This window comes from Plantibacter lichenum (assembly GCF_050587525.1).
Classification (GTDB): domain Bacteria; phylum Actinomycetota; class Actinomycetes; order Actinomycetales; family Microbacteriaceae; genus Plantibacter.
In genome coordinates this window covers 101,418-122,923 of record NZ_JBOBFT010000012.1, presented here as the reverse complement: position 1 = coordinate 122,923, position 21,506 = coordinate 101,418, and the positions used below count along the sequence as shown (strand labels likewise).

The following is a 21,506-nucleotide window of genomic DNA, read 5'->3' as shown; positions in this document are numbered from 1 at the left end:
CTCGTCCTGGTCCCTGAGCTGTGTTCCCGTCCCTGAGCGTGTCGAAGGGCGCACCTCGACACGCTCAGTGACCGGAGTGGAGCTAGGACGCCTGACGTTCCCGCAACTGGCGCTTGGCGCGGCCGAGGAGCGCGGACATGCCACGCAGGCGCAACGGCGAGACGGCCCGTGACAGACCGATCATCTGAGGGAAGTCGTCCGGGACGGCGAGCACTTCGTCGACCGTGAGGCCCTCGAGACCCTGCACGAGGATGCTCGCGAAGCCACGCGTCGTCGGTGCTTCGCGAGGAGCCGTGGCGAAGAGGTGCACGATCTGCTCGTCGTCGACCTCCACGAAGAAGAACACCGGCGCCTGGCACTCGAGGACCTGTTCGAGCAGGTCGGGGTGCTCGCTGTAGCGCTCGGGGAGCTCCGGCAGTTCGTTGCTGAACTCGAGGAGGAGTTGCAACCGGGCGCGTTCCTCGAGTTCGAGGAATTCATCGCGGATCTCGGCGAGGTTCGGAGCGAGTGTCACGTCAGTCATGGTGCTTCCAGTATCGCGCGCCCGGCGGGCGCTTCACACCCTGCGACGCCAACCGCGCCTGCGAGACGGATCAGCGGGCGGCAGGTGCCTCTCCGGCTTCGGCGCCCTGGACGATCGGGACCCGTACGGCGCTGCCCCACTCGGTCCACGAGCCGTCGTAGTTGCGGACGTTCTCGAAGCCGAGGAGGTGCTGCAGGACGAACCACGTGTGGCTCGACCGCTCGCCGATGCGGCAGTACGCGATCACCTGGTCGCCTTCGGAGAGACCGGCGCCCTCGCGGTAGATGGCGTCGAGCTCGGCAGCGGATTTGAACGTGCCGTCCTCGGCGACGGCCTTCGCCCACGGCACACTTTGCGCGCTCGGGATGTGACCGGCGCGGAGGGCGCCCTCCTCGGGGTATGCAGGCGCGGTGGTCCGCTGGCCGCTGTACTCCTCGGGGGAGCGGACGTCGATGAGCGGGTTGCCGAAGTGGGCGAGCACGTCGTCCTTGTACGCACGGAGGACGCTGTCGTCGCGGTCGACGATCGGGTACTCGACGGGCGCCGGGGTCGACTCCTCGGTCGTGATCTCCCGACCCTCGGCGATCCAGCGGTCGCGACCGCCGTCGAGCAGACGGACGTCCTCGTGGCCGAACAGGCTGAACACCCAGAGCGCGTACGCCGCCCACCAGTTGTTCTTGTCGCCGTAGATGACGACCGTGGAGTCGCGGGCGATGCTCTTGGAACCGAGGAGCGTCGCGAACGCCTCGCCGTCGATGTAGTCGCGTTCGACGGGGTCGTTGAGGTCGGTGTGCCAGTCGATCTTGACGGCGCCGGGGATGTGTCCGGTCTCGTACAGGAGCACGTCCTCGTCCGATTCCACGACCACGAGGCCGGCATCGCCGAGGTGCGCTTCCAGCCAGTCCGTGGTCACGAGGCGTTCAGGGTGCGCGTACTCGGCGAACTTGGTCGACGACGAATCGGTTTCGACGGTCATGGGTACCTCCAGTTGCGCCGGATCGCGGCGACGTGTGCGGGTCGGATGTGCGTCTAGGCTGGGAGCCTGTCCTCCTCGAATCTACGCGGGGTCGGACCCCCTTGCATCCCTTCCGGTAAGACTTCGACACACGAGGTGCCCTGCGTGACCACCCCTTCGAGCCCAGCGGTTCCCGGCAGCCTCACCGACCGATCGCCGGTCGTCAGCGGCTCGGAGATCGCAGCGAGCCTCCGCCCGCCGCGCCAGTTCCACGAGGCGAGCTTCGAGTCATACCGTCCGGACCCCGAGTACCCCTCGCAGGCGGCCGCGGTCGAGAAGCTGCGCGGGTTCTTCGCGGCGAAGTCGTCAGGCGGAGGAGGCTTCTTCTCCCGAAAGAAGAAGGCGGATCCGGTGCCCCCCGGCGTGTACCTCGACGGCGGCTTCGGTGTGGGCAAGACCCACCTGCTCGCTGCACTCTGGCACTCGGCGCCCGGTCCCAAGAAGTACTTCGGCACCTTCATCGAGTACACGGCCCTCGTCGGCGCGCTCGGCTACGCCGCGACCGTCCAGGAGCTCAAGGGATCGACGCTCATCTGCATCGACGAGTTCGAGCTGGACGATCCGGGCGACACGATGATGATGACGCGGCTCCTGAGCGAACTCGTCGCGACGGGCACGAAGATCGCCGCAACCTCGAACACGCCCCCGAACGCCCTCGGCGAAGGGCGCTTCGCGGCCGCGGACTTCCTGCGCGAGATCCACGCCCTCTCCGCGAACTTCGAGACCTTCCGCATCGACGGCACCGACTACCGTCGTCGCAGCATCGAGGGCCACGCCGTCACGGGCTCGGAGGAGACGCTCACGGCTGAAGTCGATCGCTTCCTCGCCTCCGGCCGCACCGCGACGGTCGACGACTTCGACGCGCTCATCGGGCACCTCGCTACCGTCCACCCGTCGCGGTACATCAAGCTCCTCGAAGGCGTCGACCTGATCGCGATCACGGGCGTCCACGAGACCACGAACCAGAACGAGGCGCTCCGTCTCGTCGCGTTCATCGACCGTGTGTACGACGCGCAGATCCCCGTCATCACGACCGGAACGGCGCTCGACGAGGTCTTCGGCGGGGACATGCTGAGCGGCGGCTATCGCAAGAAGTACTTGCGGGCGATGTCTCGCATGATCGCGCTCACCGCGATGGAACGCGCGTAGAGCGGCGTTCCGGCCGCCTGTTCCGCGCGTCCGAACCGCGACGGTTCCATCCCGCAGACGGGGCTGCCCGGCCGTCCCACCAGGTGATGGGCCCCATTCGCGCGCCCCGAAACACGCTATTTACCTGAGAGCACTTCACGTAACGCGCTCGAAACATCGGGGCACTCGCGATGAAACTTCGACTCCCCAGACTGATCCCTGTACCGATCCCGAGTGGTGATGCACAGCATCCCGGCACCCGCACCACCTCGGTCATCCTTTGCAAGATCACGATGTGTGAGGAAAACCAATGGACACAGGCAGTATTGCTTGGGGAATCGCAGCCACCGCCCTGGTGCTGTTCATGACCCCCGGCGTCGCATTCTTCTACGGCGGTCTCGTGAAGGCCAAGAGCGTCGTCAGCATGATGATGATGAGCTTCGGCGCACTCGGCCTCATCAGCGTGCTGTGGATCCTCTACGGCTTCAGCATGTCCGCCGTGAGCAGCCCGACCGACTTCGCCGGCAACCCGTTCGCCGATTTCGGCCTCACGGCACTCGCCGCTGGCAAGGACGGCAACACGGGCCTCCTCGGAGCCACGTACGGCGCGACCTTCGCCATCATCACCGTCGCCCTCATCTCCGGCGCCATCGCCGACCGTGCGAAGTTCGGCTCCTGGATGATCTTCTCCGGCATCTGGGCGACTCTCGCGTACTTCCCGATCGCTGCATGGGTCTGGGGCGGCGGCTGGATCATGAACCTCGGCACGACGCTGTTCGGCAAGGACGCTGGCATCGAGGTCATCGACTACGCGGGCGGTACGGCGGTCCACATCAACGCGGGTGCAGCAGCCCTCGCCCTCGCCCTCGTCCTCGGCAAGCGCATCGGCTTCCAGAAGGGCATCACGAAGCCGCACAACGTGCCGCTCGTGCTCCTCGGCGCCTCCATCCTCTGGTTCGGCTGGTTCGGCTTCAACGCCGGTGCCGAATGGCTCAACGAACTCGCGAACGTCGGCCTGATCGTCGTCAACACGCTCGGTGCGACCGCGGCCGCGATCATCGGTTGGATCGTCGTCGAGAAGTTCAAGGACGGCAAGGCCACCTCGGTCGGCGCTGCATCCGGTGCCGTCGCCGGCCTCGTCGCCATCACGCCGGCCTGCGCCAACCTGAGCCCCGGTTGGGCGCTCCTCCTCGGCGTCCTCGCCGGTGCGATCTGCGCCATCGCGGTCGAGCTCAAGTTCAAGCTCGGCTTCGACGACTCGCTCGACGTGGTCGGCATCCACCTCGTCGGCGGCCTCTTCGGAACGCTCTACCTCGGCCTCTTCGCCACCGGCACCGGCCTGTTCCTCGGCGGCGGATTCGAGCAGCTCGCCGTGCAGGCGATCGCGGCCTTCGCCGTCCTGATCTACTCGTTCATCGTCGCCTTCGTGGTCGGCTTCGTGATCGAGAAGACGCTCGGCTTCCGCATCAAGAACGAGGACGAGATCGCCGGTGTGGACACGAGCGTCCACGGTGAAGAGGGATACGCCCTCGTCGAGTAGTCCTCGCACACACACACGGCACACGCAGCACGCACAGCGCACACAGCACGTTGAGCGGGCGTCGTCCTCCGGGACGGCGCCCGTTCTGCGTGCCCTCCGTGTGTTCGCGATAGTCTGCCCGGATGGCATCGCTCACCTCGATCCTCCGCAGGGTCGTCTCCGCTCTCAGCCCGACGCCCACCAGGTCACAGCCGCCGCGGTCGTCGCAGCGTCCGACGGGCGTGCCTGCGGCGCCGCACGCGCCTCGCACCGAGCCGACCGTCTTCGGCCGCCCGGGCACCGCACCGGTGAGCGACGCGTCACCCGGTCAGTTCGGCGCCGACGCGACCGTCGAGGTCGATCCGAAGCGCGCCGGAGCGGTGTCGCTGAGCTACAGCCCGCAGACGGACGGCGACCCGGACCCGGGCGAGATCGTCTGGACGTGGGTGCCGTTCGAGGAACGCGACGGGCGAGGCAAGGATCGTCCGGTGCTCGTGGTCGCGCGGACCGCGGGCGACGTCGTCCTCGTGGTGCAGCTGACGAGCAAGGACCACTCGCACCAAGGCGACTTCGTGCCGCTCGGAACGGGGCGATGGGATGCCGCCGGGCGGCCGAGCTGGGCGAACCTCGATCGGGTGTTCCTCGTGCACCCCACCGGTATGCGACGAGAGGCCGCGACCCTCGATGTGCAGCGCTTCGACCTCGTCGCCGACGCGCTCCGGAAGCGGTACGGCTGGCGCTGACCGTGCAGCTGTGCTGAGACCGAGAGTCGGCCGTGACCGGTCATCGGTTCATGCCGCGCACAGGCGCAGGAGTCACGCGTACCTGTTCGTGCGCCGGGGAGCCGCGTCCCACGGGACTGCGCCCTGCTCCCACGCGTCCGTGCGCTGGCCTGCGCTGTTCGGCGGCTGCCGGACGTCGGATGGTCCCGCCGCCGGTGCCCGTGGGCGGTTCGGCGCCGTGGCATCCCGCTGGCTGCTTCGGTGCTGAGCGCTGGGTCGGAACTCCTCGGTCGAGGGCGTGACGACCGCGGCATCGGCTTCGTCGAGGGTGCGGAAGCGCCCGATGAGCCGGCGGTCAGCTGAGCGCTCAGCCCACGTCACGCAGCGGAAGTAGCTCCGAGCCGGCCGGTCAGGGTTCCCCTGGCCTGCGAATCGCTTCACGAGCGCGGCAGGACGGCTGCGCTCGGTTCGCATGATGATCCACTCGTCCTCGCCGATCTGAATCGGGGGCCAGGCACGTTCCCCAGTCATGCATTCGAACATATGTTCGAGCGAGGATTCTGTCAAGTCGGATCGGCCGCGCCCACCGGCGACGAGCGTCCGGAGCGGAGGTCAGGGACGGAACAGTCGGAAGCCGACCAGCGGTTCCTCGATGCCGCGCTCCGGGTCGTCTTCGACATCGAGGTCGAGGGCCCGGGAGAACCCGAGCCGTTCGAGGAGGGCCGATGACGCCGTGTTCCGAGGATCGACGTACGCGACCACCTGAGCGAGCCCGAACCGATTCCACGCGAGCTCAAGCATCGCCTCCGTCGCCTCACGGGCGAGCCCCAGCCCGTGGTGGTCGCGGTGCATCGCGTACCCGAGTTCGCCGACGCCGTTCGCGTCGTCCGCGCGCTTCAGGAGGACCTCGCCGATGACGGTCGACGTCTCGGCGACCTCCATCGCGAACACGAGCCATTCGCCCTCGCGTCTCGCGGCGCCCTGTCCCAACCGGACGTCGAGCGCTGCTCGCGTCTGGGTGCGATCGCGCACGGGCCACGGGAGGTACCTCGTGACCTCCGGGTCGCTGTGGAAGGCGAGCATGTCGTCGAGGTCCGATGCGCGATGCGGGCGCAGCACGAGCCGTTCGGTGCGGACCTCGTGCTCGACGCTCCAGACGTCGGTCGGCGCGATGACGGGGAGCAAACGGTCCGGCAGGATCCGCCCGGCCTCGCCGAGGACGGTGTCGATGAGCTCGTCCGCGTCGTCCGTGGCGATGAGGGGTGAGGACTGACCCGCCCAGAGCGAGAGCAGCTCGCGTCGGTCCTGCGTCGTCGCGGCGGCGCGGAATCGCCCGGTGAGCCAGTTCTGCACGGGGAACGGGGCGAGCGCGTCCGACCCTTCAGTATGGAGGCGTTCCTCCAGTTCGCGCACGACCCGGTTGGGAATGCCGCGGGCGAGACGGCCGCTCATGACCCGCGTGAGGACCGTCCGTCGTGCGTCAGCCGAACGGAGGGCGTCGCGATGCGCCGAGCTCGCCGCGGAGACGCTCGTGGCGAGGAATGCGGAGCCGATCTGCACGGCGTCTGCGCCGAGGGTGAGCGCTGCGGCGACTCCGCGGCCGTCCGCGATGCCGCCCGCCGCGACGACCGGCACGGAGACGGCGTCGCGCACCTGCGGGACGAGCGAGAACGTGCCGATGAGCGATTCCTCCGCAGGCCGCAGGAACGAGACGCGGTGACCGCCGGACTCCTGGCCGCTCGCCGTGACGGCATCGACGCCGCCCGCTTCGAGCGCGATGGCCTCGTCGACCGTCGTGGCGGTTCCGACGACGATGATGCCGGCGTCGTGTGCACGCGCGATGACCTCCGCGGATGGGACGCCGAAGACGAAGCTCAGCACCTCTGGTCGAGCGTCGAGGACGGCCTGGAACTGCTCTTCGAACGACGGCAGGTAGCGCGCTGGTCGGGCGGGTGGTTCGAGCCCCACCTCGTCGAAGTACGGCCGGAGGACCTCGACGAACGCGTCGTAGGCGGCATCGTCCGGTGCGATGTCCTGATCCCCGTCGAGGGGCAGCCACAGGTTGAGGTTGATCGGTTTGGCCGTGCGCGCGCGGAGGGCCGCCCAGGTCTCACGGATGCGGTCGCGATCGTACCCGTAGAGCCCGAACGAGCCGAGACCTCCCCGCTCACTGACGATTGCGGTGAGCTCGACCGAGGACAGCCCGCCGAAGGGACCGAGGACGATCGGGTTCTCGATGCCGAAGAGCGACGTTGCGACGTTCGGGCGCCAGGAGCGCATGGGACGGGCGGAGCGGTTTGAGCGGTTGGAGCGTGCGGTCATGCGTTCAGTCGACCACACGCATCGCCGCCAGGACAACTCGTTCGCATCGCTTCAGGCGGATGCGTCCCCGTCGGCGAAAACGACGGTCGATGCAACGTGGAGACGCACGGCGAGGAGCAGCCGGGTCCGGCCGGACGGCGTGCGGGGGTCGAACCCGAGACGTTCGCCGACTTCCGCAGCCCGCGCCTGAACGGTGGAGTGGTGCAGCCCCAGCGACGCCGCGGCCGCGCGGACGCTCTCGGTCGAGGCGAGCGCTTCGAGCACGTCGAGCGCGCGAGGGGATTCGGCCGCCACCGCTCCAACCGCAACGACGTCTGGATGTGGCGCCGGCCGGTGGTCCGCCGCGTCGAGGAGCCAGGGGAGGAGCCCGAGCGCTTCCGCGCTCTGCATGGGCTCGCGCGGAGTCGTGAGGCGCAGCGCGAGCACGGACGAAGCGAAGGACTCCGGCAGCTCGTGCGCTGCGGACGGCATCCCGATCCCAGCGTGTTCGAAGCCGTTCTCAGGTGTCGCATCGTGACGGCGGATGACCGCTCGGACCCGCCCGAATCGGGTGTCGAGGACGCTCTGGTGGCCGTCTGGAGCGATCGTCGCAACAGGGACGGCGATGACGACGTGGCGCGCGTGCGGGTCGAGACGAAGTCGTGACGCGGCGACGGCACGATCGTCGGCGGACGCGTTCGCATCGAGGGCCACATCGACCGCTCGCCTGGCGGCCGCGCGCGTTCCTGAGCGTTCGAGCGTGATCGCGAGAGCGAGCGCGAGGCGTTCGAGGACCATGTCGTCGTTCGCGTGTGGCGAGCCCGCCCGCTCCAGCCAGACGCGGGCGGTCCCAGAGACGGTGTGTTCCGGCCAGCGTCCGGTCTGCGGTGCCGCGTCCGGGGCGTGCTCGGGGAGATCGCCGCCGATCCGCAGGAGGAGCCCGCCCGCGACGACGCCGACCGCACACCCGGTCAGCACTGCCGCTCCGCGGAGGAGCGCCGCCGCATCGGCTCGTCCGTTGACGAGGGCGTCGAAGTACGCGATCACCTTGAGGCTCTCGCCCGCCTCCGGGTCGAGCGCCCCGAGCCGTCCTGCGAGTTCCTGCATCTCGATCACTCCATCGCTCGGGTGCGCTCCGTCGTCGCTCCGCCAACCCTACGTCGTCGAGCGGCCGTGCGTCCTCCACCACCCCTCGTCCCTCGAACGCCCGCCTCCCTCTGCCCAACGCTTCCGACCGGGGTTGCACAATTCAGGAACGTTTCCACAATTCAGGACGATTGGCCGCGTGTTCGGCCCCTACATTCCTGAATTGTGCGGATGTTCCTGAATTGTGCAACCACCGCGGCAGGGCAGGGGCGACAGGGACGGGCGAGAAGGCTCAGCAGGCGGGCGAGTGGCCGAGGAGACGCCGCACCCAACGTGTGCGCGTCTCACGCATCGCGACCGAGACGGCGGCGTGCGGTGCCATCATGTCGAAGCCGTGGAACCCGCCAGGCCACACGTGCAGTTCTGCGATGCCGCCGCATGCCCAGATGCGCGAGGCGTAGGCGACGTCCTCATCACGGAAGACCTCTGCCGAGCCGACGTCGATGAATGCGGGAGGGAGCCCGGACAGGTCCTCGGCGCGACTCGGGGAGGCGTAGATCGAGACCGCGTCCGTGCCGCGACGATCGCCGAGGAGCGCGTCCCAGCCGGTGTCGTTGCTGCCGCGGTCCCAGACGCCGAACCCGTCGATCTGATGGCTTGACACGGTGTCGTTGCGGTCGTCGATCATCGGGTAGATGAGGACCTGCCCGGCGAGTGAGGGCCCACGGCGGTCTCTCGTGAGCAGCGAGACGCCGGCCGCCAGCCCGCCTCCCGCGCTCGCACCGACGATGACGAGCCGCTCCGGATCGAAACCGAGCTCGTCCGCATGCTCTGCCGTCCAGACCAGACCCGCGTAGCAGTCCTCGACCGGTGCGGGATCCGGGTGCTCCGGCGCCAGACGGTACTCGACCGTGACGGCGACCGCGTCGAACTCCTCGACCCACTCGAGCACGGCGTCCATCCCCGTGAAGCGGTCCCCGATGATCATGCCGCCGCCGTGGGTGTGGAAGAACGCGGGGCCGCCGATGACGTGATCGCGCTTCTGGAAGATCGAGACGACGATGTCGGGGTCGCCCTCCGGCCCGGGAATCGTGCGTTCCGTGTGCACGACATCGCGTCCGGCCAGGAGCGCGTCGAGGCTGGCGCCCGCGGGCAGAGCTGCCATCGCCTGACGCATGGGAGCGATCATCTCGGGCGTGAGCGTCGACGGCATGGTCTCGGCGACGGTCGTGAGCGCCGCCGCGAGTTCGACGTCGAACGGCGGTGCGGGGAAGGGCGTGGTGGTGTTCGTCGACATGGTGGACCTCCATCGGTCAGGGACACCTCGTTGTGTCCTGTGTCGAGTTTCTCCGACGGTCCGAGGATTCGGAACCGCCGTCCGGACTCGAACCGGATGGCCCGGCCCGCCGAATGGCGGCTCGGCGATGCCCGCTGCACCGGGCGATGGCGAGACCGGGGAACGACGCTTCCGAACCGTGGCAAGACCGGGGAACGACCCGTCCGAACCGTGGCGAGTCGGGATGCTGGAGCGTCGGCAGCGGACTAGTTCGAGCGCTCGAGCGTGCCGATCGTCTTCCCAGCGCTGTCGAGCACGGTCAACTCGGCGTCCGTGTAGGTGCCGGAGACGCCGTCGGACAACCAGGTGTCGACACCCTCGCAGGCCATCCGGGTGGATGCGAGGGGGCCGAACTCCACGGTCCCTGCGTCAGCCGTCCACTTCCCGACGAGGCGGTTGCAGCCGTCCGTTCCGGAGAGCGCGCCGTCCTCGCCGAAGGTCAGCGACGGCTTCCCCTGGTCCTCGGTGCCCCACACGCCGACGATCCCGACCGCGTCCGCGGATCCGGCGCCGCTGGACTCGCTCGACGGCGTCGTGCTGGAGGCATCCCCCGGCACGGATGACGCGCAGCCCGCGAAGAGCAGGACGACGGCGACCGCCGCCGTCGTGATCGTTCCGATTCGGAACCCGTGCATGTCCACCCCGTTCCGCGACGGCCCTCGCCGACGCTCCTGGACCGATGCTAGCGACAGACGCGCTCCGCGTGATGACGGACAGCGCGATCCGGCGTCCGGTCGAGTCCGTTCTCGCGCCAGCGCCAGCGCCCGCGGCCCGGACGGTCGACGAGCCCGGACGTGGCTGGCCTACACAACCGCCGTGACGGCGGCACTCGTCGCAGGCTCCTCGACGACGGCCCTCGTGATGTCCGTGATGTAGGAGTGCCTGGTCGTCGGGTGCTTCCGCATCGACAGGAGGGTGTCCATGTACGGCTCCAACGCGGTCACCTTGTCGAGCGGCGCGCCGATCACGAGCTGGAAGCCGAGACGCAGCCACGCGGCGACTGCGCGGCCCGCGAACTCGGAGTCGGCTTTGATGAACCCCTCGTCGAGGAGGACCGGGGCGAACCTCGGCCGCGGTCGGGATTCGTCGCCCAACTGGTAGCGCAGTGCGGCGCCGACGATGAACGCGACGAGCTCCTGGGTCTCGCCGCCGCTCTTGTCGCCGAGCGAGGAGTACACGCTGAGGTCGTTGCCCGCCGTGTCGTACCGGACGGCGGTGATCTCGACGTGGCGACGCACATCCAGGAACTGGTCGCGCTTCGATGCCGCAGGCCGGTCGGACGCTTCAGGGAGCCGAATGGTGTCCATGAAGTTCCGCAGCCGCTCGAAGCGCGCTTCGAGGGCGTCGTCGTCGAGGGTTCCACTCGTATCGCCCGAGAGCTGTTTGAGCTCCCGGCGGAAGGCCGCCAGTTCTTCGCGGTGCCCACGGCGCAGCACGATCTTCAGTCGGTCGTGATTGGCGCCGAAGGGGAGGTCGCGCAGGATGTCGTTGACGGGCACGAGGCGGTCCTCGATCTCCTCCACCGCGCTGTCGAACGCCCCGCTGAGCGGAACGAGGTCCTCACCGCTCCACTGAGCGAGGCGTCGACGCCATTCCTTGCGCCGTTCCGGCAGCCCCGTGCCGATGATGGCGTCGAGGATGGCCCGGTAGTCGGCGTAGGATTCGACGCCCGTTCCGAGGTTCGGGTCGAACCAGAGCGAACGGTAGTTGTCGAACATGTTCTCGAGCGCGTCCCGTGCGCGCTCGGCACGGTGGAGCGCCGTCGCGAGTTCGTCGCCGAGCTTGGCGGTCAGGCGTTTGACCGTCTCGGTGAACCCGACGAGGTCGTGTGCATCGCCGACCGTCTTGAGGGCATCTTCGATACGCGCTGCCTGGTCCTCGGTGAGGTCGACGCCGCCGGATCGCTCGACGCGGTCGATGACGTGTGTCGCGGCATCCTGTTCGTCGACGAGGCGCCCGTGCTCCTCTTCGAGGATGCGGAGTCGCTCCTCGGACACGTACCGCAGCTTGTTCGCGGCGTCGAGTGACGATTTCGCCTTCGCTGCCTGCTGGCGGAGATCGGTGAGGATGTCACTGGATTCGAGCAGCCGGTCGTACTCTCCACGTGCCTCGGCGAGTTCCTGGTCGATCGCTGCGACGTCGATCGACGTCCACTCCGCGTCCAGGAGGTACCGATGCGCGACGCGTTCGCGTTCGAGCGAGGTGAGCTCCGCCGCAACCGAGCGCTGCCGCTCGGCGAGCTCCGTGAGTCGACGTGCGAGATCGGCGGTTTCGAGCTCGATGGAGGCGACGCGAGCGTCGTTCGTGAAGCCGATGATCGGTGCCGCGCCGGTCTCGCCGTGCGATCCACGGCGTCCGTCGCGGATCTGGCCGGTCGGAGTGACCCGGCGTCCGCCGTCGCCCAGTTCTGAGGCGTCGTCGACGCACACGGCGTCGACCCGTTCGGAGCTGATGCGGTCCTGGACCCAGCCGCTGAAGGGCGAGTCCTTGAAGACGACCTTGCCGGACACCCGGTCCGGATCGGCGTCGACGTCCTCGCGGTCGCCCAGACGCACGCCTTCGAAGCTCAGACGGGTCGGGATGCGGACGCCGTCGATGCTGCGCCCGAAGTCGTCGAGGAGGTTCTCGTCGACCAGGAGCGTTCGCGCGACCTGGAAGAGCGTGACCTCGATTGCGGAGCGCCACCGCTCCTCGTCGGGACGGACGTCCATGAGTTCCGCCGCGAACGGCAGCTGCTCGGGGGAGAGGCCCGCGGCCTTCGCGAGTTCGAGACGTGCGTCGTGGAGGCGGTGCGACACGGCTCCCTGGCGGCCGGCGAGCGAGGACTTCTCCTGGCGCAGCTCTGTGTTGCGCTGTTCGAGCGGGTAGCCCTCGCGCTGCAGGGCGGCGCGCGCGTCGTCGAGGACGGACCGGGCGCCGTCGAAGCGTTCGAGGAACGTCTCGCTCGCGGAGCGCGCTTCGTCGAAGTCGGCGCGTGAGGTGATCGGCGCCTCGAGCGGGGCCAAGCGGTCCTCGAGCGTCGAACGGGCGTCGTTCGTCTCGGTGCGCTTCGTCTCGAGTCCTTCGATGCGCTCCTCGAGCCGGCGGAGCGCGGAGCCGCCCTGCTCGGCGATCTGCTGTTCGAGCTGGACGAGTTGCACCTCGCCCGCCTTGCTCGCGGCTCGAGCGGCCTCGACGGAGGCAGCGGCGTCGGCCCTGGCGCGACGGTTGGCATCGACGGCGTCCTCCAACAGCGATTCGTGCCGTCTGCTCCGCCACAGCGTGAACGGGGTGTCACCGTCGCCCGTGACGCCGATGACGTCGAGCACCTGCGCCGATTCGACGGCGTCGACGTACTCGGTGTGCAGTTCCGGGAGGCGGTCGAGCACACGAGCCTTGCGGTTCTCCGTCTCCATCGCCGCGTACGCCTCGTCGAGGGCGCCGAAGTGCGCGATCGCGCGATCGGCGGCGTCGTAGGTGCCTGGTCGTTCGAGGACCATCGACTTGTAGAGGCCGTCGACGGTCGGCAGGTTCTGGCCGGCCTGGATGCGCGCGAGCAGGCGCATGGCGCGGCTGCCGTCGCCGCCTGACCCGATGCCGAGGCGGGTGTAGAGCGCGTAGGACAGCTCCGCGTACGTGTCGCGGACGACGAGTCCGGGGATGCGTCCCTGCAGTTCTCCGGCGTCGAAGCGCTTGGCGCGGAACTCTTCGAGGCGGCGCAGATCGAACGAGTCGTCGATCGTCGCCATCGTCATCGAGATGTCTCCCGTGCGCTGGGCGCGGCGGGGCACGAGGTAGGCGCGCAGGACGGTGAAGCGACGCTCGTCGTCATTCGCGAAGGTGACGGCGAGGGCGCCCCAGGTGATCTGTTCTGCACCGCGCAGGTTGATGTCGCGGAGCGTGCCCGTCACGGGATCGCGGGTCGAGTCGACCTTGCCACGGAGATAGGTGAGGAGGTTGCGCTGCTCCGGGCTGCGTGCCCGGCCGCCCGTCGCGTCGTTCGAGGCGCCGTTGAACGGAACGTCGGAGGACATCATGACGGCGAGGTACGCATCCATGAGCGAGCTCTTGCCCGTGCCGGACGCGCCGGAGATGAGGGTCGCGCTGGGGGAGAAGTCGACCGAGCGGTAGCCGTCGAAGCCTCCCCAGTTGATGAGCTGCATGGTCTCGACCCGCCACTGCTCGACGACGTCGATGAGGGCTGGTGCTGCGATCGAGTCGGTCACGCCGTCTCCTCTCCTGCGGGTGCGGGCGACGTCGCCGGCGTGGTCTCGTGCTCGTCCCCGGCCGGCGCGTCGTCCGACTGCGTCTGAAGCCATTCGAGGAGCTCCTCGAGTCGTTCCAGCGGGAGCAGCGTCTCGACGACCGGGGCGATGCGGTGGCGCTTGAGGTCCTTCGTCTTCAGCAGGACGCGCACCGAGAGAAGCTTCTCGATGGCGCGCTCCACGCGGCCTTCGTCGCGGGATCGGTCGGTCGCGTGGGCGGGGCGGAAGCCGGCGACGTAGTCGAGGAGCTCCTGCTGGTCGACGACGACGTTCTCGGTGCCGCCCGCGCGCTCGTTGCGGAGGCGAGTGCGGAGGTACACGAGCAGGATCGTCTCCTCGCGCGTGTACGCCGTGTCGTGGAGCAGCGTCGGGAACGGGCGACGACCGCTCTCCGACGAGGCCTGGCGCTTGAAGGCCACTTCGGCGTTCCGGTCGATCTGGAGCTCCAGGAACAGCTCGTTCAAGCGCGAGCGGAAGAGGGACTCCGCGGCGAGCATCGTCCGCCACTCGAGCGGGTGCTGCGAAGGGCTGATGTAGCGGTGCTTCAGGAGCGCGACGAGCGTGCGTCGCTGGTCGAGGCTGAGGCGGCCCTCGTCGCCTTCGAAGAGCGCGAAGGTCGGGTCGTCGCTGACGGTGTCGTCGCTGACGGTGTCGTCGTCAGTGGCATCGTCTGCGTCGTCAGCGTCGCGCGCTGCGCCGCCGTCGATGGTGCCGTCAGCCGATTCCGGCGCGTCGTCCGTGTACGGGTCATCGGTGGCCGCATCCGTCGCCGGATCTTCGCTCGTCACCGGTGCCTCGTCCGTCGCGAGAGCTTCGTCCGTCATGTCAGTCCGTTTCGGTTGCTTCGAGCAGTGCTCGGAGGTCGTCAGCGAGCAGGGGGATGGTCGGGAGTTCGAACGTCGCGCGCGAGCCGTCCGGTCGTACGGCCGTGTACGCCTCGCGCGCGGTCGAGCGCTCGTCGGCGTCGAGCTGCGTCACGATGTGCAGGAGACCGAAGAGCTCGACGGGTCGCCGCAGCTCGTCCGGCAGCGCGTTGAAGACGTCATGGGTGTCGGCTGCGCCGCCGTCGACCGCCGCCGAGAGCGCCGCACGCATCTCGATGAGGAGCGGCCCACCCTGGGTGCGGAGCTCCTCGAGGGTGAGAGGTTCCGGGGCGTCGTCGTCATCGTCGGCGATGCCGGGCGGCACGATGTCGACGTCCGGGTCGTGGAAGCGCTCGCGCAGGTGGTCGACGTCGACCGACTCCGGGAGGAGAGGCAGAGGGACCGATGCGCGCGGGCCCGCGGTCCGCATCCACACGGCGAGCTGCTGGTTGAGCGAGCGGAGCACGGCGTCCAGGTGCCCGTCGTGGATGACGTCGTGGTTCACGATGTGGTCGCGCAGCGTCGCCGTGAGCCGTCGTCGTTGCGCGAGCACATCGTCGATGCCCTGGCGGATGATGCCGACGGTGCCGCGGAAGCTCCGCTGCTCGCCACTCGGCAGGCCGCCGGCGAACGGGTGCTCGAGGATCGCCTGCAGGTCGTTCTTCAGGCCGAGGAGCAGGTTCTCGTCGCGCAGGAGTTCGAACGCGCCCTCGAACGCACGCCCCTCGGCAGTCGAGGTCATGAGTTCGTCGGTACGGCTGAGGTACTCGTCGAGGATCTCGCCGATGGGGCGCGTGTCGTTGCGGAAGTCCTCGACGATCGCACGGTGCATCGTGACGACGGACTCCTCGACGCGCTTGAAGTCGCTCGGGAGCTGCCTGATGAGGTCGGAGACGTTCGCGTAGCCGTCCTGCATGTTCTCGTTCGTCGCGGCCTCGACGACGCCGCCAGCGGCGAGGCGGTCGCGCTCAGCCGTGAGCTCGAGGATCTGGGCGTCGATGCGGCGGACGTGCTCATCGCGGTCCGGGCTCGCTTTGAGGGCCCAGCGCCTGACCGAATCGAGGATCATCGCGAGTCGGGACTCGCTGATGAGGGCGCGGTCCTGCGAGAGGCCGTCGATGAGGGAGAGCGCCTCGAGCGCGTACGAGGTGAGCGAGTACTGCTCTTCGCCGTCGTCGGTGCTCGTGCGCACGAGCCACTGATCGTGCACCCACTCCCGGCAGAGTGCTCGGCCGCTGCCGCGTTCGGCCCCGTTCGACGGGATCTTCGCGCCGCGTGCTGCGAGGTCGGCGAGATACTCCTCGACCTGCAGGTGGAAACGATCGGCCGGCACGTACTGCACGTCGCGTCCGAAGGTCACCCGGAAGATCGCGACGAGCACGGGGGAGCTGGGACGGCTGAGGAGCCGGATCGTCGGGCGTTCGAGTGCGTCCCTGACGCGGCCGAACTCGCCGTCGATCTCTCCCACAGGGCCTCCAGCGCGGTGCCAAACGATGTCGGGAGCGGATCCGCACGCTCCACAACGACGAAACCCCGGGAGGGTCCCGGGGTGAGTGGTGGGCGATACCGGACTCGAACCGATGACCTCTTCCGTGTGAAGGAAGCGCGCTACCAACTGCGCCAATCGCCCGCAGGATGTCCGTCGTGAACAACCGCGATTCACGATACTAGCCGAACTTGGAAGGCGAGCGCACATCGGCCGCCTGACACGCCCGGCCGGTCACGATCCGCGGCTCGGTTTGAGGTTCTGCCGTCGAACGGATAGAGTCTTCCCAGCACGCAGCAATGCGAGCGAAATGCGGATGTGGCGCAGTGGTAGCGCATCACCTTGCCAAGGTGAGGGTCGCGAGTTCGAATCTCGTCATCCGCTCGAGTGCAACAGACCGGCCTTCGGGCCGGTTGTGATCGGTCTTCGGACGGGTCGCGCATGTGGGCTCGCCCACACGCGGTGGCGTGGCCGAGAGGCGAGGCAGCGGCCTGCAAAGCCGTCCACACGGGTTCGAATCCCGTCGCCACCTCACACTCTGCTTGCAGAGTTGACCGCACTCAGAGCAGCACCCCGGTTCACCGGGCCGGTTCACCCCGGGCGATTGGCGCAGCGGTAGCGCGCTTCCCTGACACGGAAGAGGTCACTGGTTCGATCCCAGTATCGCCCACACAGAACAAGCAGAAGGCCCCGACGGAGACGTCGGGGCCTTCTGCGTTGTTGCGCTGCTGTTGCTGCGGGCGCCGCGTGGGGTGAGGACAACCGCACGGCGGCAGGACGATTTCGTGCACATCGTCCTCCTCCCGTGGGTTCCTCCTGCGCTCGGGCAGCGCTCACACCGCGAGACGCGCCCGGGTTGCACAACGAGTTTTCCGCGTCATTCAGGGGAAGAACGCGGGTCGAGGCCCACCGATGTCACGAACGCCTTCCGGCATCGGCTAGAGTTTTCAAGCACCCGGGAAACCGGTTGTGAAATGCGGATGTGGCGCAGTGGTAGCGCATCACCTTGCCAAGGTGAGGGTCGCGAGTTCGAATCTCGTCATCCGCTCGAGTGCAGTGACCGGTCTGTGATCGGTTGCGGCCGTGGGCTTCACCCACACGCGGTGGCGTGGCCGAGAGGCTAGGCAGCGGCCTGCAAAGCCGTCCACACGGGTTCGAATCCCGTCGCCACCTCCACTCGCACAGCAGAACTGAATACCCGGGCGATTGGCGCAGCGGTAGCGCGCTTCCCTGACACGGAAGAGGTCACTGGTTCGATCCCAGTATCGCCCACACAGAAGAAACGGAAGGCCCCGACGGAGACGTCGGGGCCTTCTGCGTATCCGGTGCCGACATGCCGACCTTCCGTCTCGTCCGAGGTATTTCCGCTGGTCGTCGGGGGAGAGCGGATGCACTCCTGAGATGCAGGGCTACCCCCCTGTTGTGGGCCATCACCCCGTGCGTAGCGTGGAGAACGCGCTGCGGGACGGGCGGCGCGACGTCCTCGGGGGTGAACGTGTCGGTGTTGGTGTGGAACCTCCTGGCGGCGGCCATGCTTCTCCTCGCACTGGCGGCCGCGCTCCTCGTCCTGTTGCGCACTCGTCGTGCGCGTCGTGCACCGAACGGCCCAGTCCCGCCCCTCCGGAGCCGTGCCGTCACCGGAGTCAGGCGATCGACGTGGATCCCGCTCGAACGCGAATAGCGGCACGGGCGCGGAGGACACGAGCCACTCCGAAGACGATGAGCCCCTGGCCGGCGCAGTAGCCGATCATGATGAGTTCGTCGGCGGCCCAGAGCGGAAGTGACGGAACGAACCGGTCGATCGCAATGAGCGAGTCGGAGATCAGGAAGAGCGCGCCGCCCGCCGCGATCATGGGCGTCGTCGCCGTTGCCGAGGCCGCCATAGCACCGATCACGGCACCGTAGACGATCACGGCGGGCAGGAGCGGGCCCATCGACTGCTGGACGAGCAGCCAGACGCCGACTGCCAACCAGAGCACGTAGACGAGCGACCACCACGGGAGGCGCCTCGTGCGCAGCTGCGTTCGGAAGAGGATGACGTAGGCGGCCTGAGCGAGCATGAAGCCCACGATGCCGAGCAGGAACGGGATCTCGCCCGGAACCATGAGGGCGAGGTCGCCGAGCCAACTGCAGAGGATCGCGACGAGCGTGACGATCAGCGCTCGACTGATCGCCGTGACCGACCAGACGAGGGCTACGGCGAGGGAGAGCATGATGAGCGGCTTCGTCGTGAGCGACAGCCACGAGAGGTCCAGGGCGAGACCGGCGACGTGCACAATGGCGATCACGGGGAAGACGGCGAACACGGCCATCGTCGATGGGTGATCCGGTCCGCTCACACTGCCTCCGTCGTCCGATGCGCGATTGCGGACAACTCTACCCAGCGGGCGTCCCTGGCACCCTAGGGCTGTCCCTGAGTGCGCACGATGGCGATGCTCCGCCGGGCGCACGGGGCACCTGTCCGCTCGCAGCGAGTTCGCCGGGCGCACGGGGCACCTGTCCGCTCGCAGCGAGTTCGCCGGGCGCACGGGGTACGCGTCGGCTCGCAGTAAGGTGGAACGGTTGGAACGAGCTGAGAAGGAGCACCATCCGTGAGTGACGGGTTCGCACTGTTCACCGACCGTTCCGTTGTCGCCATGCGCGTCAACGGCGAGCTGAAAGACCTCGCCACGACGGTGACGGAGACGGACACCGTCGAGGCCGTCCACATCGACACTCCGGATGGGTTGAACATCCTCCGCCACTCGGCTGCGCACGTGCTCGCACAGGCCGTGCAGCAGATCGACCCGCACGCGAACCTCGGCATCGGCCCGCCCGTCACCGACGGCTTCTACTACGACTTCGACGTCGCCGAGTCCTTCACGCCGGAGGACCTCAAGGCGATCTCCAAGAACATGGACCGCATCATCCGTCAGGGCCAGCGGTTCATCCGCCGGGTCGTGACCGAGGACGAGGCGCGCATCGAGCTCGCAGACGAGCCGTACAAGCTCGAGCTCATCGGCCTCAAGGGCGGTTCGGCCGAGAACGGCCAGGACGGCGAGAACGTCGAGGTCGGCGGCTCCGAGCTCACGATCTACGACAACGTCGATCCCAAGACCGGCGAGACCCTCTGGAAGGACCTCTGCCGCGGGCCGCACCTCCCGAACACTCGCATGATCGGCAACGGGTACGCCTTGACGCGCGTCGCAGCGGCCTACTGGCGCGGCAGTGAGAAGAACCCGCAGCTGCAGCGCATCTACGGCACCGCATGGCCGACGAAGGACGAGCTGCGCGCCTACCAGGCCCGCATCGAGGAGGCCGCGAAGCGCGACCACCGCAAGCTCGGCGCGGAACTCGACCTGTTCTCGTTCCCCGAGGAGATCGGTTCCGGCCTGGCCGTGTTCCACCCCAAGGGCGGCATCATCCGCAACGAGATCGAGAACTACATGCGCGAGCGGCTCATCGCGAACGACTACGAGCTCGTGAACACGCCGCACATCACCAAGGGCCACCTCTTCGAGACCAGCCAGCACCTCAACTGGTACAAGGAGGGGATGTTCCCGGCGATGCACCTCGACGAGGAGCACGACGCCGAGGGCAACATCACCAGGCAGGGCCAGGACTACTACCTGAAGCCCATGAACTGCCCGATGCACAACCTGATCTACCGTGCACGAGGCCGCAGCTACCGTGAGCTGCCCCTCCGTCTCGCGGAGTTCGGCACCGTCTACCGCTACGAGAAGAGTGGAACGCTGTCCGGTCTCACCCGTGTTCGCGGTCTGACGCAGGACGACGCCCACATCTACGTGACCGAGGAGCAGATCAAGGACGAGGTCGGCAAGCAGCTCGAATTCGTCCTCGAGACGCTTCGCGGGTACGGGCTGGACGACTTCTACCTCGAGCTCTCCACCCGGAACCCCGAGAAGTCCGTCGGCTCCGACGAGCTCTGGGAGCAGGCCACCGAGACGCTCCGAGCTGTCGCTATCGAGTCCGGCCTCGAGCTCGTCGCCGACCCTGGCGGAGCCGCGTTCTACGGTCCGAAGATCTCCGTGCAGGCCCGCGACGCGATCGGCCGGACCTGGCAGCTCTCCACCGTGCAGCTCGACTTCAACCAGCCTGAGCTCTTCGAGCTCGAGTACACGGCAGCGGACGGCACGCGCAAGCAGCCTGCCATGATCCACCGCGCACTCCTCGGCTCGATCGAACGGTTCTTCGCGATCCTCCTCGAGCACTACGCCGGAGCGTTCCCGGTGTGGCTCGCGCCCGTGCAGGTCGTCGGCATCCCCGTCGCCGAGCAATACGGCGAGTTCCTGGGCTCCGTCATCGCTCAGCTCAAGGCGCTCGGGATCCGCGCCCAGCTCGACTCGTCCGATGAGCGGATGCAGAAGAAGATCCGGAACCACACCAAGGCGAAGGTCCCGTTCCAGCTGATCGTGGGCGAAGAGGACCAGGCCAACGGCTCGGTCAGCTTCCGCTTCCGCGACGGCACGCAGGAGAACGGCGTGCCCGTCGAGGACGCGATCCGTCGCATCCGCGAGTCGATCGCCCAGCGCGTGCTCGTGAACGGCGCGGAGGAGCTGCCAGCATGACCGACGACCACGGGTTCGGCGACGGCGGACTCGCCGACGCCGAACTCGAGGCGTCGAGCGACTTCGCCGGAGTTCCGGACGAGTTCCAGCGGCTGTGGACCCCGCATCGGATGGTCTACATCCAGCAGGGCCAGCCCGACGACGACGGCTGCCCGTTCTGCATGGCGCCGTCGATGGACGACGAGCGAGCGCTCATCGTCCACCGCGGCACACACGCCTTCGTCCTGCTCAACCTGTTCCCGTACAACTCGGGGCACCTGCTCGTCTGCCCGTACCGCCATGTGGCGATGTATGACGACGCGACGCAGGAGGAGGTCGTCGAGATCGCGAACCTCACGCAGACGGCCATGCGCGTCGTGAAGCAGGTCTCGCGGAACGACGGGTTCAACATCGGGATGAACCAGGGTCAGGTCGCAGGGGCCGGCATCGCCGCGCACCTCCACCAGCACATCGTGCCGAGGTGGGCGACCGATGCGAACTTCTTCCCGATCATCGCCAGGACGAAAGCCCTGCCACAGCTCCTCGGCGACGTCCGGAAGGCCATCGCCGACGCGTGGCCGTCAGACGACGCCTGACCACCCGAACCAAGCCGATCACCCGTACCGAGCCGAGCAGCCGAACCTCGCTGAGCAGCACCCACCGGCCCCACGACGCAGGCATCCGCACCACAACCGCTGCCGCCCGCCAGTCCAATTCCTGGACGGTGGACGGCGAT

General features: G+C 68.3%; 16 protein-coding genes and 7 tRNA genes. 11 read left to right on the top strand and 12 right to left on the bottom strand.

The features are described from left to right. Positions 1-82: 82 nt before the first annotated feature. Together ACQ3HB_RS16265 and ACQ3HB_RS16260 are read right to left on the bottom strand one after the other, a co-directional pair. Positions 83-523 (bottom strand): SufE family protein, encoded by a 441-nt coding sequence (locus tag ACQ3HB_RS16265; RefSeq protein WP_430921352.1) that lies wholly within the window; start codon positions 521-523, stop codon positions 83-85. A gap of 70 nt (positions 524-593) precedes the next feature. Beyond that, positions 594-1,499: a sulfurtransferase gene (locus tag ACQ3HB_RS16260; protein ID WP_430921350.1), complete on the bottom strand. Its 906-nt coding sequence runs from the start codon at positions 1,497-1,499 to the stop codon at positions 594-596. A 144-nt stretch (positions 1,500-1,643) separates the two neighbouring features. Between ACQ3HB_RS16260 and zapE the strand changes: the two genes are divergently transcribed. The 3 genes from zapE to ACQ3HB_RS16245 all read left to right on the top strand — a co-directional run bounded on the left by zapE (position 1,644) and on the right by ACQ3HB_RS16245 (position 4,928). Continuing rightward, on the top strand, positions 1,644-2,687 hold the full coding sequence (zapE, locus tag ACQ3HB_RS16255) for a cell division protein ZapE (RefSeq protein WP_430921348.1): 1,044 nt from the start codon (positions 1,644-1,646) through the stop codon (positions 2,685-2,687). 289 nt (positions 2,688-2,976) lie between these two features. Further along, positions 2,977-4,206 (top strand): ammonium transporter, encoded by a 1,230-nt coding sequence (locus tag ACQ3HB_RS16250; RefSeq protein WP_430921347.1) that lies wholly within the window; start codon positions 2,977-2,979, stop codon positions 4,204-4,206. A 122-nt stretch (positions 4,207-4,328) separates the two neighbouring features. After that, entirely contained in the window at positions 4,329-4,928 is a 600-nt protein-coding gene (locus ACQ3HB_RS16245; protein ID WP_430921345.1) for a type II toxin-antitoxin system PemK/MazF family toxin, read from the top strand. 72 nt (positions 4,929-5,000) lie between these two features. On the opposite strand, the gene ACQ3HB_RS16240 is transcribed toward ACQ3HB_RS16245, so the two are convergent. From ACQ3HB_RS16240 to ACQ3HB_RS16200, 9 genes are all read right to left on the bottom strand, one after another. Then, a complete protein-coding gene (locus tag ACQ3HB_RS16240; protein ID WP_430921344.1) occupies positions 5,001-5,438 on the bottom strand; it encodes a hypothetical protein in 438 nt (145 codons plus the stop codon). An 81-nt stretch (positions 5,439-5,519) separates the two neighbouring features. After that, entirely contained in the window at positions 5,520-7,229 is a 1,710-nt protein-coding gene (locus tag ACQ3HB_RS16235) for a GNAT family N-acetyltransferase (RefSeq protein WP_430921342.1), read from the bottom strand. Positions 7,230-7,280: 51 nt separating this feature from the next. Then, positions 7,281-8,315 carry a helix-turn-helix domain-containing protein gene (locus ACQ3HB_RS16230; RefSeq protein ID WP_430921340.1) on the bottom strand — a complete coding sequence of 345 codons (1,035 nt, stop codon included), beginning with the start codon at positions 8,313-8,315 and terminating at the stop codon, positions 7,281-7,283. A gap of 271 nt (positions 8,316-8,586) precedes the next feature. Further along, on the bottom strand, positions 8,587-9,591 hold the full coding sequence (locus ACQ3HB_RS16225) for an alpha/beta hydrolase (RefSeq protein WP_430921338.1): 1,005 nt from the start codon (positions 9,589-9,591) through the stop codon (positions 8,587-8,589). A gap of 245 nt (positions 9,592-9,836) precedes the next feature. Beyond that, entirely contained in the window at positions 9,837-10,265 is a 429-nt protein-coding gene (locus tag ACQ3HB_RS16220; protein ID WP_430921336.1) for an META domain-containing protein, read from the bottom strand. Positions 10,266-10,433: 168 nt separating this feature from the next. Then, positions 10,434-13,835: an ATP-binding protein gene (locus ACQ3HB_RS16215; protein ID WP_430921335.1), complete on the bottom strand. Its 3,402-nt coding sequence runs from the start codon at positions 13,833-13,835 to the stop codon at positions 10,434-10,436. Beyond that, positions 13,832-14,698 carry a DUF4194 domain-containing protein gene (locus tag ACQ3HB_RS16210; protein WP_430921333.1) on the bottom strand — a complete coding sequence of 289 codons (867 nt, stop codon included), beginning with the start codon at positions 14,696-14,698 and terminating at the stop codon, positions 13,832-13,834. Before ACQ3HB_RS16210 ends, ACQ3HB_RS16215 begins: the two co-directional genes overlap by 4 nt. A gap of 1 nt (position 14,699) precedes the next feature. After that, a complete protein-coding gene (locus ACQ3HB_RS16205; RefSeq protein ID WP_430921332.1) occupies positions 14,700-16,205 on the bottom strand; it encodes a DUF3375 domain-containing protein in 1,506 nt (501 codons plus the stop codon). A gap of 86 nt (positions 16,206-16,291) precedes the next feature. Continuing rightward, positions 16,292-16,367: transfer RNA gene (locus ACQ3HB_RS16200), tRNA-Val, on the bottom strand. A 168-nt stretch (positions 16,368-16,535) separates the two neighbouring features. Between ACQ3HB_RS16200 and ACQ3HB_RS16195 the strand changes: the two genes are divergently transcribed. The 6 genes from ACQ3HB_RS16195 (at position 16,536) to ACQ3HB_RS16170 (ending at position 17,495) form a co-directional block, all read left to right on the top strand. Beyond that, positions 16,536-16,607 (top strand) — tRNA-Gly (locus tag ACQ3HB_RS16195). 77 nt (positions 16,608-16,684) lie between these two features. Then, positions 16,685-16,755, top strand: a tRNA-Cys gene (locus tag ACQ3HB_RS16190). Between the two features lie 66 nt (positions 16,756-16,821). Further along, positions 16,822-16,893, top strand: a tRNA-Val gene (locus ACQ3HB_RS16185). A 306-nt stretch (positions 16,894-17,199) separates the two neighbouring features. After that, a tRNA-Gly gene (locus tag ACQ3HB_RS16180) sits at positions 17,200-17,271 on the top strand. Between the two features lie 54 nt (positions 17,272-17,325). Continuing rightward, a tRNA-Cys gene (locus tag ACQ3HB_RS16175) sits at positions 17,326-17,399 on the top strand. A gap of 24 nt (positions 17,400-17,423) precedes the next feature. Then, positions 17,424-17,495: transfer RNA gene (locus ACQ3HB_RS16170), tRNA-Val, on the top strand. 371 nt (positions 17,496-17,866) lie between these two features. Here ACQ3HB_RS16170 and ACQ3HB_RS16165 read toward each other — a convergent pair. Beyond that, positions 17,867-18,562 (bottom strand): lysoplasmalogenase, encoded by a 696-nt coding sequence (locus ACQ3HB_RS16165; protein WP_430921330.1) that lies wholly within the window; start codon positions 18,560-18,562, stop codon positions 17,867-17,869. Between the two features lie 252 nt (positions 18,563-18,814). On the opposite strand from ACQ3HB_RS16165, the gene thrS reads away from it, so the two are divergent. Together thrS and ACQ3HB_RS16155 are read left to right on the top strand one after the other, a co-directional pair. After that, positions 18,815-20,791, top strand: coding sequence for a threonine--tRNA ligase (gene thrS, locus ACQ3HB_RS16160; protein ID WP_430921328.1), 1,977 nt, complete (start codon positions 18,815-18,817; stop codon positions 20,789-20,791). Continuing rightward, entirely contained in the window at positions 20,788-21,366 is a 579-nt protein-coding gene (locus ACQ3HB_RS16155) for an HIT family protein (protein WP_430921326.1), read from the top strand. Before thrS ends, ACQ3HB_RS16155 begins: the two co-directional genes overlap by 4 nt. The last annotated feature ends 140 nt before the right edge of the window (positions 21,367-21,506 follow it).

Bases quoted from the DNA above. Each gene is read 5' to 3' on its own strand.
- ACQ3HB_RS16265 (WP_430921352.1), bottom strand. From the start codon at position 523: ATGACTGACGTGACACTCGCTCCGAACCTCGCCGAGATCCGCGATGAA.
- ACQ3HB_RS16260 (WP_430921350.1), bottom strand. From the start codon at position 1,499: ATGACCGTCGAAACCGATTCGTCGTCGACCAAGTTCGCCGAGTACGCG.
- ACQ3HB_RS16250 (WP_430921347.1), top strand. From the start codon at position 2,977: ATGGACACAGGCAGTATTGCTTGGGGAATCGCAGCCACCGCCCTGGTG.
- ACQ3HB_RS16245 (WP_430921345.1), top strand. From the start codon at position 4,329: ATGGCATCGCTCACCTCGATCCTCCGCAGGGTCGTCTCCGCTCTCAGC.
- ACQ3HB_RS16240 (WP_430921344.1), bottom strand. From the start codon at position 5,438: ATGACTGGGGAACGTGCCTGGCCCCCGATTCAGATCGGCGAGGACGAG.
- ACQ3HB_RS16235 (WP_430921342.1), bottom strand. From the start codon at position 7,229: ATGACCGCACGCTCCAACCGCTCAAACCGCTCCGCCCGTCCCATGCGC.
- ACQ3HB_RS16230 (WP_430921340.1), bottom strand. From the start codon at position 8,315: ATGCAGGAACTCGCAGGACGGCTCGGGGCGCTCGACCCGGAGGCGGGC.
- ACQ3HB_RS16225 (WP_430921338.1), bottom strand. From the start codon at position 9,591: ATGTCGACGAACACCACCACGCCCTTCCCCGCACCGCCGTTCGACGTC.
- ACQ3HB_RS16220 (WP_430921336.1), bottom strand. From the start codon at position 10,265: ATGCACGGGTTCCGAATCGGAACGATCACGACGGCGGCGGTCGCCGTC.
- ACQ3HB_RS16210 (WP_430921333.1), bottom strand. From the start codon at position 14,698: ATGACGGACGAAGCTCTCGCGACGGACGAGGCACCGGTGACGAGCGAA.
- ACQ3HB_RS16155 (WP_430921326.1), top strand. From the start codon at position 20,788: ATGACCGACGACCACGGGTTCGGCGACGGCGGACTCGCCGACGCCGAA.